The organism is Pseudomonas sp. ASL7, from assembly GCF_056680375.1.
Genome location: NZ_CM155279.1, coordinates 5,028,341 through 5,040,350 on the forward strand (window position 1 = coordinate 5,028,341; position 12,010 = coordinate 5,040,350).

12 protein-coding genes and 1 tRNA gene are annotated in these 12,010 nt (G+C 55.7%); 4 read left to right on the forward strand and 9 right to left on the reverse strand.

The annotated features are described in order from the left end of the window. The first annotated feature begins 174 nt into the window (after positions 1-174). Together AC1MDT_RS23360 and AC1MDT_RS23365 are read left to right on the forward strand one after the other, a co-directional pair. A complete protein-coding gene (locus tag AC1MDT_RS23360) occupies positions 175-636 on the forward strand; it encodes a carboxypeptidase regulatory-like domain-containing protein (RefSeq protein WP_480419149.1) in 462 nt (153 codons plus the stop codon). A gap of 203 nt (positions 637-839) precedes the next feature. After that, positions 840-1,289 (forward strand): carboxypeptidase regulatory-like domain-containing protein, encoded by a 450-nt coding sequence (locus AC1MDT_RS23365; protein WP_480419150.1) that lies wholly within the window; start codon positions 840-842, stop codon positions 1,287-1,289. A 189-nt stretch (positions 1,290-1,478) separates the two neighbouring features. Here AC1MDT_RS23365 and AC1MDT_RS23370 read toward each other — a convergent pair whose 3' ends face one another. From AC1MDT_RS23370 to AC1MDT_RS23380, 3 genes are all read right to left on the reverse strand, one after another. Further along, the gene (locus AC1MDT_RS23370) at positions 1,479-2,270 is read right to left on the reverse strand and encodes a TSUP family transporter (protein ID WP_480419151.1); all 792 of its coding nucleotides are present in this window, start codon (positions 2,268-2,270) and stop codon (positions 1,479-1,481) included. Positions 2,271-2,346: 76 nt separating this feature from the next. Continuing rightward, positions 2,347-3,426 (reverse strand): hypothetical protein, encoded by a 1,080-nt coding sequence (locus tag AC1MDT_RS23375; protein ID WP_480419152.1) that lies wholly within the window; start codon positions 3,424-3,426, stop codon positions 2,347-2,349. A 401-nt stretch (positions 3,427-3,827) separates the two neighbouring features. Next, complete coding sequence (locus AC1MDT_RS23380; protein ID WP_480419153.1) at positions 3,828-4,601, reverse strand: hypothetical protein; 774 nt, start codon at positions 4,599-4,601, stop codon at positions 3,828-3,830. 1,078 nt (positions 4,602-5,679) lie between these two features. On the opposite strand from AC1MDT_RS23380, the gene AC1MDT_RS23385 reads away from it, so the two are divergent. Beyond that, positions 5,680-5,892 carry a hypothetical protein gene (locus tag AC1MDT_RS23385; protein WP_480419154.1) on the forward strand — a complete coding sequence of 71 codons (213 nt, stop codon included), beginning with the start codon at positions 5,680-5,682 and terminating at the stop codon, positions 5,890-5,892. 412 nt (positions 5,893-6,304) lie between these two features. Here AC1MDT_RS23385 and AC1MDT_RS23390 read toward each other — a convergent pair whose 3' ends face one another. Continuing rightward, on the reverse strand, positions 6,305-6,688 hold the full coding sequence (locus AC1MDT_RS23390; RefSeq protein ID WP_480419155.1) for a hypothetical protein: 384 nt from the start codon (positions 6,686-6,688) through the stop codon (positions 6,305-6,307). Positions 6,689-7,145: 457 nt separating this feature from the next. Between AC1MDT_RS23390 and AC1MDT_RS23395 the strand changes: the two genes are divergently transcribed. Then, positions 7,146-7,418: a DUF3761 domain-containing protein gene (locus AC1MDT_RS23395; RefSeq protein WP_480419156.1), complete on the forward strand. Its 273-nt coding sequence runs from the start codon at positions 7,146-7,148 to the stop codon at positions 7,416-7,418. A gap of 229 nt (positions 7,419-7,647) precedes the next feature. Here the strand turns inward: AC1MDT_RS23395 and AC1MDT_RS23400 are convergent. The 5 genes from AC1MDT_RS23400 to AC1MDT_RS23420 all read right to left on the reverse strand — a co-directional run bounded on the left by AC1MDT_RS23400 (position 7,648) and on the right by AC1MDT_RS23420 (position 11,868). Beyond that, a tRNA-Phe gene (locus AC1MDT_RS23400) sits at positions 7,648-7,723 on the reverse strand. A gap of 103 nt (positions 7,724-7,826) precedes the next feature. Continuing rightward, positions 7,827-8,099 carry an oxidative damage protection protein gene (locus tag AC1MDT_RS23405; protein ID WP_480419157.1) on the reverse strand — a complete coding sequence of 91 codons (273 nt, stop codon included), beginning with the start codon at positions 8,097-8,099 and terminating at the stop codon, positions 7,827-7,829. Then, positions 8,096-9,163 carry an A/G-specific adenine glycosylase gene (gene mutY, locus AC1MDT_RS23410; protein ID WP_480419158.1) on the reverse strand — a complete coding sequence of 356 codons (1,068 nt, stop codon included), beginning with the start codon at positions 9,161-9,163 and terminating at the stop codon, positions 8,096-8,098. The genes AC1MDT_RS23405 and mutY overlap by 4 nt, the downstream gene beginning before the upstream one ends. Beyond that, positions 9,160-11,385 (reverse strand): AsmA family protein, encoded by a 2,226-nt coding sequence (locus tag AC1MDT_RS23415; RefSeq protein WP_480419159.1) that lies wholly within the window; start codon positions 11,383-11,385, stop codon positions 9,160-9,162. The genes mutY and AC1MDT_RS23415 overlap by 4 nt, the downstream gene beginning before the upstream one ends. 78 nt (positions 11,386-11,463) lie before the next feature. After that, positions 11,464-11,868: an acetyl-CoA sensor PanZ family protein gene (locus tag AC1MDT_RS23420; protein WP_480419160.1), complete on the reverse strand. Its 405-nt coding sequence runs from the start codon at positions 11,866-11,868 to the stop codon at positions 11,464-11,466. Positions 11,869-12,010: the final 142 nt, after the last annotated feature.

Here is a 12,010-nt window from a genome sequence, read left to right on the forward strand (position 1 = left end):
CTTTGCGGGTAGCTGCCAACAATAGACTTCGCGCGGCTTATGAACAATTGAGGAATACAACGCCCCGTCCTATTCCCGGTGATCTTGGGGTCGAATCAATCTAAAACTTGTGAAGGCGGCCAGAAATCCAAAAAATATAACGATTGGATTCTTCGAAATCCGGGAGTCGTCATCATGACATTCGTCCATTCATTCATGTTGCCCATCGCTGCTGTCGGTGTGTTGATGTTTCCCTTCGTGGCTCATTCCACGCCTCCGGGACCTATCGACCCCGCTGGTGTGCAGATTCAGCAAGAACAACAGAATGGTATTAGCTACCTATCAGGAGGCATTGGTCTGGATGAAACGCGGTTTATTCAGCAGGCCCATGGTTACAACCTGCACATGAGCTTCTCTGTCGGTCAGGCGAATGAATACCTGCCCAATGAGAATGTGGTCGTTCAGAGCTCGCAAGGACATCCTGTCTTTACTCTGGATCAGGCCGGTCCGCTGGTCTATGTACAGCTTCCGGCCGGTAAATATACGGTGGTCTCCACGCGTAACGGGGAAGAGCGGCGTAATACTGTTAACGTCGGAAAAGGTCATGCCCGTGAGCTGAACGTTCACTGGAGTAATGCTCAATACACCTCTAGTTAATAACTTCAAAAATGCACGCCGACAAAAAAAACCGCGAGAAGCGGTTTTTTTGGACGCCTGTCGGGCATCGCTGCGCTTGAGGAGTACAAGGTGTAGTCCAATTCGCAGTGAACCCAAGATCAAATCAATCTAAAACTGGCCGTTCGCAGGGAAATCATAAATAGGGTAACCAGTGGGCTCTGTCGGGCCCGGGAGTCGCCCTTATGAAACACATTCATGCATTCCTTCTGCCTGTCGCCGCCATCGGCCTGTTGATGTTCCCGCTCATGTCGCTGGCTGCCAGCCTTGAGCCCGTCGACAATGCCGGCGTGCAAGTCCATAAACAAGAGCAAAACGGGATCACTTACGTGTCCGGCGGTATCGGTGAGGATGAGTCGAAAGCCATCCAGCAAACCACCGGCTACAACCTGCACATGACCTTCTCCATCGGAGCGGAGGGTAAATACGTTCCCGATGTGGATGTGCTCATTCAGAAAGCACCAGGGCAGACGGTACTGACATTGAGTCAGGCCGGACCGCTGGTTTACGTTCAACTACCTCCTGGCAAGTATGTCGTTATCGCGACGCGCAATGGTCAGGAGCGGCGTGACACCACGGACGTCGGAAGCGGCGCCGCTCGTAATCTGGTTTTCCATTGGAATGGTGATAACTGAAGGTTGCAGGCTAATTTTCAGGAAATCTGCGGGACAAGACAGCCCGATTTTCCTGTCCGCGGCACGGTCCTCCTTGGCCACCTTCAGCGCCAACGCGCCACCCAGGCTTTGTGCGCAGGGCCGGTCCGCGGCTCATCGAACTGCAATCGCGATTGAAGGCGGGAAGTGCCGGTCAGTGCCGCCCGGTGATCATAACGAAGCCAAGGAATGCATGACTGCAACGCGCAAAGGATTGGTTTCTACGCTTAGCAGCTTGATGGCTAAGGCGCAGCAGACCACGATCAACATGGGTTTAATCAACCGTGGACCGACCCGAACTGCGGCTCGTGCACCCAATTGAGCGCCGATGAAGGCTGCCAAAGCCATGGCTATGGCAATCGGCCAGACAATCACACCTTTGGTAATGAAGACCGACAGAGAGCCCAGGTTGCATGAAGCGTTGGCAAGTTTGGTAAAACTCATGGCCCGCATCATGCCCAAACCGCAGAGAAGTACGAATCCAACAATAAAAAAAGAGCCCACACCGGGGCCAAATATACCGTCGTAGAAACCCAGGATCGGCGCCACGGTAAACGAAAAAAGCAGAATGCCGATTCTCTTGCGTCGATCTTCATTGGCCAGCTTTGGAGAGAGCGCAAAATAGATAGCTACCAGAATCAGCATGATAGGCACGCAAACTTCCAGATAGCGCTTATCAATAGAGCTGACCAGCAAGGCACCACTGGCGCCGCCAATAAATCCGCAAATAACCAGGAAGCGGCCTGAGCGCCACTCGATCATGCCTTTGCGAGCAAAGGTTACAGTTGCCGAAATAGTGGCCGAAGCGGCCTGAAACTTGTTTGTTGCAATCGCACTGATGGGGTCCATCCCGGCCAAAAACAGCGCGGGCAAGGTTATTAGTCCGCCACCACCTGCAATAGCATCAAAAAAACCGGCGCAAAACGCGACGAGCGCCAACAGGCCAATTACATCCCAAGACATCACATTCCCTCTTTTATAATTATTGGCCAGTCATCCACATGTCTGGCCATTCAACAGACTGAACGTGTAACAACAATCAGCCCTGCAGCTGCAACGGGTCCTCTGAAATAACAAGAGGAGAAGAGAATTTCGACAGCCCGAAAATGCGCACCAGAACACGTCTGTTGTCTTTGATGACATCGCGACAGTGCAGGGCCCGGACGTTATTGATGACCATGGCCGACTCTTGCGTCAGTGTGTATTCGACTGGAGTTGCTTCGCTTACACCCTGGCAAAGGGCGGCGTAGGCCGTTTTGACAAAATTTGAGGCGTTGTCGTTGACCGAGAAACGGTATGAGTTGAAACGGGCGGCGATCCCGACTTTGTCATCGAACTCCAGTATCGAAACATTGCGACCATCCTCTCCCTTGCCACTGACGAAGGAGTCACTGCGGGTGAACTGAAAATTCCCTGTAGTCAGCGCGAGGCAGTTGGTTACGCCGATTTTTTCCAGTATGGGCGGCAGCGGTATTACCGAGGTCGATTCCTGGCTTGGGTTCCACAGGGCCGAGAGTATGAGCGACGATGGCGAGGGAGAGTGCCCGTCTTTAGCGTTTACGGCGCACCAGTAAGGCGCCTCGGTATGCGGGCCGAGCGCCAGGCCGGAGTGGGAGCTCAGTTCATTGACCTCCGGTTCGGCAGGGATTTTGGTCAGTCCGCCGCCCTTGAGGTTCGCCACCAGTCGAACCAGTTTTCCTTCGTTGTCCATGTCATAGGCAAAGGCGTTGTTATCCACCAGCTTCAATAAAATTTGATTGCGCGCGGCCAGGCATAGAACGTCGTATCGATCTTCCAGGGATGTCAGGTCGGGTAGTTCATTTGGAGGGCTGGCATCGGTGATTTTTTGCAGCCCTTCAAAGATCAACACGCAAACAAGGCCGTCGGAGTAGGCATCCAGCAGTTCGCATTGGTCTTTCGAAAACGAGAACTTTAATTCGGTGGCTGCCAGAGATGCTTTGGACTTGGCTCCTGGTGCCTGCGGCCCGCCGATGGCAGCCAGTTCTTTGGCGAACCTGTGAAGCCGTGTTGACTGCTGAATGTCAAAGCTAAAAGTTCTGATTTCTTGTTCAGTAAAAAACTCAGCGGTTTCGACGTCTGGATTAATGGCGTCAGTCATTGTTTACATCTCTGTTGAGTATCTGCCCCCGGTTATGCGGTAGCTCCTCTTCCGATTCTGTTCAATTCTATGATCAACGTCTGTCATCCATTTCCGTTAAAGCATACGGATCGTTCCGACAGGCACGTGAGACTGCCAAGAATGGCCGATGACCATGCCTGGCGCTTCTCGGCCTCTCAGCCCCGGCATGTGTTACAGGCGCTTGCTGGCGTAGCGATAGGAGGTGGGGGATTGATGCTTCGTTCGGAGCTTCGATGGTGACTGAAATGGCACCTCCTCAAATCCCGGGCATAAAAAAACCCTGAATCTTGCGATTCAGGGTTTTCGGTATTGGGTGCAGAGACGGAATCGAACCGCCGACGCGGTGGCCGAAAACGGGGCTGGTTTACTCTGCCAGGTTTTTAGAGATTCCCATTGATCGGACTATGGCTGCCACTATCTGAATTTTCACCCAGGCCAGCGGTGTCATGCCAAAGCCTTTCGACAACGTCCTTGTGCAGCCTGTAAAAGGGCGGACTGGCCACCAGGTACACCGGCAGAGTAAGCACCGCCGTTGGAAGCACCTGGAAGCGCTCACGGAACTCTGGCTCTTGGAGGGTCTGATGCATCCGGTACTCAATATCCACTACCAGATTACTCCGCCCCGCAAGCAGCATATGCATCATGTCTCTCGGGGAGCTCGCGCCCACAGAGGGTACGCCTATAAGGGTGAGATACTCGCTTAATGCATTCATGCCCCGTAAAGAGATAATAGGCCCTTGCAAACCGGTGAAACGTTGCCCGTCCCAGCTGACGTTGCTGCCAAGCTTTTGCGCTGCCACCACTCGCACTGTGCCCAGCGCCAAAGCCGGGTCTGGCTCGCCTTTGCGCCCAGGGAAAACGAATGTGTCCGAATTTTCCCTGCCGGGAGCTACTGGTACCAGCACATCGTATTTTCCGCTAGCGACCTCCGCCCGGCAGCGCAGCCAAGGACGCGTAGTAAAGGTCACCTCCCAGCCTTGGCGCTGGACGGCCAAGCGTACCTGTTGTTGCAGCCTGCTCTCGTGCCCGGCGTAGCTGAATGGCGGAACATCAGCTTCGGCGATACAGACTCTCAACACTTGAGTCGACACTTCCACAGCCGAAACGGCAGGTGTGAGACTGAGCAATAACCCTGAAAGTAGAGTCCGGGCCAAGAGGCTTCCCGCTAATTTAGACGGTGGCGAAATCAGAGCGAAACCCTTCAGGATAGGTAGTGGGCTGAACCTCAGCGGAAATCGGAAGCTACATTGTATTTGTCAGTTTGAATAGGCTGGAGCTCTGCACAACAGTCTAGGTTTACGTTAGCTAACAGTGCAGTAACGTTGCGAGCTTTAGCCCACTAAACGTTGAGCCGCACAGGATGGTCCGAATCGGACAAGTTGGTCAGTCTCGACGACAAACCAGAATGGGTGACTCTGCAAACAGGCTTCCGATCGCGCTCGATCTGCGCCTTTGGCGCCGCGACATAAATCACACCCCGCGTTGAACCCGCTAACCACGGGCCTTTCAGATCGTTACGGTTTGGCGGTACGGATGGTGGTATCTGACAGTGGCATAGCAGCCCCCTTGCAGCCGCACTAGGCGGGCTTTTTGTGTGCTTTCAGGTGTGCTTGGCATCACCTGAAAGCGAAAGGTGGTGCCAGAGACGGAATCGAACTGTTGTCTACAGGCCTTTTATTTGCTGTGGTTGTGATTCGGCCTACTGAGACGCCGCCAGAATTGGCGCGGTTGCCTGATTTCCTAATTTTTGGGAGTGACCCACCTGCTGGCTCAAGTTTACTCCGTCGAACTCCAGGGCAGTTGCTGGAGCTGATCGGTCAGCCAGCATCAAGGCCAGGCTCAAGACGGCAAAACCTAGTATCACGGAGAATGAGCCACGCCAGAATACGGTGCGGCGACAGCGTTGGTGTGCATTCATTTTGCAGACCCCATTCAGCCTCATGGCTGACATCTGGCGAATATTACTTAGCTTGCTTTGTATTAGCTCGCCCAATGTAGCTTCTGCTACCAATGATTACCAGTCCACGAGCAGGGGGAGTGGTGATATTCACCATACCCGCCCGCATGGCCGGTCATGGGCGCGGAATCGACGCTTCCAACTCAGGCACCGCGTATCTACAAACCTCACCGAAACGATGAGCGGTTACGGTCGGAAATCAGCGAGCCGGCATAATGGCATCAGTGCCTGTGCACATTAAGCTTCTTCACCCCGCCGTTGCGAGCCCCTTTGTAATGAAAACCGAACGACGTTACTCGATCATCTTGGAGCACAGCGCCGAGGTGCTGCTTGAAGATGCACCCATGGCGCAGATAGAGGCATTTTGGGACGCCAACGATACTCGCTACTTCGGGTTACGCATGGAAAACGAGCACAGCGCTCATGCGCGAGTAATTGTTACGGATGAAGTCCCCGATGAAGAAGAGGCAGAGCTTTATTGTCATTAGCCAATGGAGTCACCCGCCAATTCGCGGTTTTGACTCGGTCAATTGACAAGTGTTGACATTCAATCGGCCTCAAACGCCCTGCCTGTTATCAATTGGTTAAGGTTTTCGGCGCTTGGTGTCCCCGTAACGGAGACCCCTTTGATGGCTGGTGATAAGCGCTGAGGCCGTTGGCTATTTATGCATCGCTCCTTAAACCGGTCGTATCAGGCGACTCTCCGCTGGTGTACCCGTAGGTCACTTGAGTTCTACCGAAGTAAGGGTTTCTGGGTTTTTACAGTTTTAGCCTCGTTGCTGCTGGCCGGGGTCAACTATGGAGTCAAGGTAATCACAAGAGCAGAAGGGGGTGGATTTATTCCAGGCACAAAATAAATCTGTCCCGGTTTTGCATGGGATAACGCTGTTTATTCAGCAATTACCACCTTTGATAGTAGCCTCCGTAGTACGGTTGTTGATAATACGGCTGTTGATAAATCACAGCTTGAGCTGGCGCTTGAGCTGGAATTTGAACTGGAATTTGGACTGGAACTGGAACTGGAACTGCAACTGGAGCTGGAATTTGAACTGGAGCCGGAGCTTGGGCAGGTGCTATCTGCACCTGGACCGAAGGCTGTACCTCCTTGGGCAGGTGGGTGGTGCAAATGACTTCGGCAACACTGCCGTCGTAGTTGTAGACCTGCCGCCAAGGCAAACCCGCGCCTTCACATTTCTGGGCTTCTGTGATGATCTGATCATTGGGCATGCGAGTAGTACAGCCTGCCAGCAATGTCAACGCGATGAAAACGAGTAGTACCTTCAAGGAAAACTCCCTGTAAGTCAGGTCTGCATAGAAACATCGATGAGAGTGTAGACGTCTTCTTGGGTTGAACGCAGAAAACGGAGTTTTCTATACGCTAAGCCGTCCCGGGTGGCTGAAACCTTTTTACTGGCCAGGGCTGTACCCAGTTGGGAGCGCCCCAGTCGGGCGTTAGCCGTGCATTTCAGATGGCGTCAGGTTCCCCCGGTTAAGCCTTCGCCACCACCGATTTTGCGGCTGCCACGAAGATTTTCTGCGTGGCACTGACCTCGCTATCACCAGCACTAGCAAGTGGTTACCGCCCGCCTGCCTTGAATTACTTGGGAGGCCCTGACGCTCCATCTTTTTTAGTACCAAAGAGGTAGCCAGCAATGGCAAAAGGCTTCCTGAGCAAGCGCTGACCCTTGCGCCATCAACAAACCCATTACCTGCCTATCCCAACAAAAAAAACGAGCACCACATGAAACTAGCCCTCCTGGCGCTTGCCGCCTGCCTGATATTCCAACCAGCCTTCGCAAAACCGTACGCCGATCCATCCCCTGATGAATCGCAACTCATCGAGCATGGTTCGTACACCAATAACGATGGCAATACGGTGCATAGCCCAGCTCACACGAAGTCAAATCAGACGCCCGTCGGGGCAACTGCCAAGTGTCGCGACAAGTCCTTCAGCTTTAGCCAGCATCACCGCGGCACATGCTCGCGACATGGCGGCGTGATGGCTTGGCTGTAATCAGGCCTCCCCGCCGTAACCCGGCAATGATGGTTTTCAGTGGCCACCAACGTGGCAACCTGTGATTGGCAACCAGGTGGAGCAATTGCTTTTGGCTGCTGCGCTGTATTGCACTGCGACGGCGCGACACGTTTTGCGAAACGGTTGGAAACCGTAGAAAGCAAAAAACCCGCACTAGGCGGGTTTCTTGGTTGTTTCGGGTGGTGTTGGAACCACCTGAAACGAAAGGTGGTGCCCAGAGACGGAATCGAACCGCCGACACGGGGATTTTCAATCCCCTGCTCTACCGACTGAGCTATCTGGGCAACGGGGCGCATTAAACTGTTTTTTCAGGGGGTCGTCAACAAAGTTTTGAAAAAAATTTTAATTATTACCGTCGCTTACGATCCGACCCCCGAAAAACGGGGATTATCCAGCGGGTGGAACGTAGCCGTCAGCCTTGGCGTATTCCTCGCCGGAAAAGAACTTGTCCATCTCGCCCTGAAGATATTTGCGGTCTTCGGCGTTCATCATGTTCAGGCGTTTTTCGTTGATCAGCAGGGTTTGGTGTTTCTGCCAGTCGGCCCAGGCCTTGGCCGAGACGTGGTCAAAAATGTCCTGACCTTTTGCGCCCGGGAAGGGAGCGCGTTCCAGGGCGGGCAATTCTTCTTTGTACTTGCGGCACATGATGGTGCGGGTCATGACGACTCTCCTGCGTTCAATACGGCGGCCGCGCGTTCGAGCAAGGTTTTGACCGGGGCGGCAAGGCCCAGGCGCGGCGGGGTGGCGAGGTTATACCAGAGCCAGTCGGCCTCGGCCACGTGATGGCCGGCTTCCTGGACCTGAACCAGCCAGGGTTCGATGGATAACTGAAAATGACTGAAGGTGTGCACCAGGCTCGGCAACGCTTGTTGTGTGCCCAGTTCCAGTGAGTGCTGTGACGCCAGGTGTTGCAGGTCATCGAGGTCGTCGAGTTCGGGCAGGCTCCAGAGTCCGCCCCACAAGCCCGTGGAAGGCCGCCGGTAAAGCAGAATGGCGCCGTCGCTGTTGGCGAGCATCGGCATCAGCGTGCGCTTCTGTGGCACGGCTTTGCGCGGCTTGGGGATCGGGTAGCGCGTTTCCAGGCCAAGCAGGTGTGCTTCGCAACCCTTTTCAAGCGGGCAGAGCAGGCAACTCGGTTTGCTGCGAGTACACAGGGTGGCGCCCAAATCCATCATCGCCTGGGTGTAGGCGTTGACCCGATCATGCGGCGTAAAGCGCTCAGCGTTCGCCCACAGCTGTTTGGCGACCTTGGGCTCGCCCGGGTAACCCTCTTGGGCCGTAAACCGCGCCAGCACCCGTTTAACGTTGCCGTCGAGGATCGGCGCCCGCAGTCCCATGCTCAGGCTGGCGATAGCACCGGCCGTGGACAGGCCTATCCCCGGCAGATCCACAAGTTTCTCCACATCCTGTGGAAATTCACCGCCGTAGTCGCTGACGACGATCTTCGCGGTCTTTTGCAGATTGCGCGCACGGGTGTAGTAGCCGAGGCCGGTCCACAGGTGCAGCACCTCATCTTCGGGTGCGGCAGCCAGGGCTTCAACTGTTGGCAGCGAGGCCATGAAACGGTCGAAGTAGTTCAGCACGGTGCTGACCTGGGTTTGCTGCAACATGATTTCCGAGACCCACACCCGATACGGGGTGATGCCCTGTTGCCAGGGCAAATCGTGGCGGCCGTGGCGGTCGTACCAATCGAGCACCGCTGATGAAAACTGCTCGGCATTCATCGCTTGAACAGCCCCTTCAACGCGTTTTTCAGTTCCGGGCTGACCTTGTCGCCCAGCTTCTGGTCGATTTTCTCGCTGATTTTTTCACCCGCCAGTTTGCTCGCGACCTGGCCCATGCGTTCGTTGTCGAGGCGGCAGGCTTTGGCGCCCAGTTCGAGTGGGCCACGGCAGCGCAGCGGCCACTCGATGCCCAGGTACTTCTCGCCGACCTGGCAGGCAGGGTCCGGCATGTCGCTCTTGTCGCCTTCGACGATAACGCCTACGCGGTAATCCATGCCCAGCACCCGCAGGTCGACATCGCCGTCAGCGTTGACGCTCATGCCCGGGATACGAACTTTCAGGTCCGGGTTGCTGGCCACGCCGTTACGCAATATCAGGCTGCCCTTGAGCTCCTGGAACGGTGTGTCCTTGCCCCGTGGTTCACCGCTCAGGGTTTTGCGGTTTAGCGTGGCGATGCCTTTGCACAGTTGCTGTTCGAGGTTGGCGTTGAGCAACACGCCGTTGTTGATAACGAAGACGGCATTGCCGTTGAGACTGTCGATCAGTGCGCTCTCGCTGTTGCCACTACTGGTCAGGTTGCTAACGAGCGTGACGAGACCTTTGACCGGTGGATTTTTACCCTGGCTCTCGAGAATCTTGTCCACAGGCACTTTGCTGATGCTGGTTTGCAGGTTCAGCGCGGGCACTTGCTGGCGTACGTCGAGGGTGCCCTTGGCATCGAAGTTGCCGTCGTACAAGTCACCGCGCAAGGTCTCCAGCGTCAGCAGGCCACCCTGGCCCGTGGCCTTGAGTGCCGCGTTCTGGATCGGCAGTTTGTCGAGGGTCAGCTGGCCGAAGGTCAAGTCAGCCTCCACATCAAGCTGGCTTAGCCGTTCCACTGGAAACAGGCGCGTGGTGCTCCATGGGCCTTTGGTCGGTTTTTCCGGCAGCGGTGTGCTGCCGGCGCCGGCCAGCGCAGTGGCTTCGGTGTTGGCCACTTCGGCCTTACGGACCTGCGTCGCGCTGTTGGCTTCGGCAGATTTCGGCGGCAGGTAGCGGTCGACGTTAAACGTGTCGGCCTTGAGCACCGCGCGCAGCGATTGCTTGGCGAAATCCTCGACGGCGATGCGGCCGCTGAAGCTGCTGTCATCGACTTTCAGATTGATGTTGTCGAACGACACACTGGTCGGTGTGCCGGCAATGCGGCTGACCAATTCGACTTTACTCAGGCTGCCTTCCGCCATGGTCGGCAGTGTCTGCCCGATGCTGTCGACGAACTTCGCCAGGTCGAACTGGGCAATCGAAATGCCGCCGTTGATTTGCGGGGTCTTGTCGAGGTCGTTGACTTTCAACTCGCCCAATGCACGCAGTTGGTTGGCAGAGATCTTGATACCGGTCCATTCGGCGACGTTCGCTGCTTTATCCAGCAGCAACTGGCCCTGGGCGGCGAAGGTCATGGTTTTGCCTTGCAGCGGATCACCAGCGACTTCGCCGGACAGCTTCATGTCTTCGAGTTTGTAGCGCTGCAATGCGCGCTCGAACCGCAGTTCGCCATTGAACTCCGTACGTACTCGCAAAACCGGCTGGTTGGTGCCGAGGAACGCAGTGAGTTTGACCGGGATGTTGGTGGAGTCGTGAACCGGGCCAGTGCTGAGCTGAATGCTTTCGGCGCTGAACTGCTTGCCAGTCTTCTCGTCGTTGTATTCAACGCGGGCGTTGTTGACGGTCAGGCTGTCGATGTCCAGGCGGATTGGCTGGGCCGGTTTTTCCGCTGGGACAGGGGGCTGTGCCGTTGATTCGGGGGCGGTGGCGGGAGATGTGGTCGGGCTGGCTGACGCCGCAACCTTGCCAATGTCTTCCCAGTTGCCATGGCCGTCCTTGTCGCGGTTCAGGCGCAGGTTCAAGCCTTCGACGCGCACATCGCTCATTTGTACTTCACGGCGCAGCAGCGGCAGCACACGTACGGAGAGGCCGAGCATCTGCAAATCTGCGAACGGCTCGGTGGGTTTGACCAGGGTCGCGACACTGGCTTCGTGCAATTCCAGGCCCAGCCATGGGAACAGGCTCCAGCCGATATCGCCATTGAGCGTCAGCTCGATGTGGGCCTTGTCGCGGGCAATCTGGCGAATCTCGTCTTTATAGTCGTTGGGATCGAAGAGGTGCGTCAGGGCAAAGCCCAGCGCCACAATGATCAGCAACAGCCCGAGAAGTACCAGACCCAGGATTTTGCCGAACGCTTTCATGGGCGAGTCCTTGTAGTTAAACGAATTCGAAATATAGCCGGGGAGTATAGCGCTCCAAAACGGACGACCGGTCAGCGATCACGTCGGCAGTACATCCAGCGGCACTTTCAGTTTTGCCGCAAGTGCCTGAGCTTCAAGGTGCCCGGCAGGGGCCAGCAAGCGCAAGGTTGCACACGATTGCAACGCCATGTTCTGCGCTTCGCTCACCAGGCGCTCGGCGACGCCACGGCGACGGGTGATTTTTCTTACACATAGGTGGGACAGATGCCATACGTCCTGGTGCCGTTGCAGGCGTGCCGCGCCCAACAGGCGATCGTTGAAACGACCGCCAATCAGCGAACCATCGCGCAAGCAGGCTTCGATCAACTGCACATCCCCGGCAAATGGGGCGAACAGCCAGTCCGGCGCATCGCGGTAGATCTTCTGCAGATCCTGCTGATCCTGGTAAGTGGCTTCGTTCAGCGGCTCGACAATGATAGGCATGGTGATTTCCGTGAGTTTTACGCGGTTCGCACACCGTAGGCTGCCGATGGCAGCTTCTACAGGTGGGACATCAGATAACGTACAAAAGGTGACATCAGTTTGGTTTTTCTGTCACGTGCAAATGGTAACCTCTGCCCGTTCG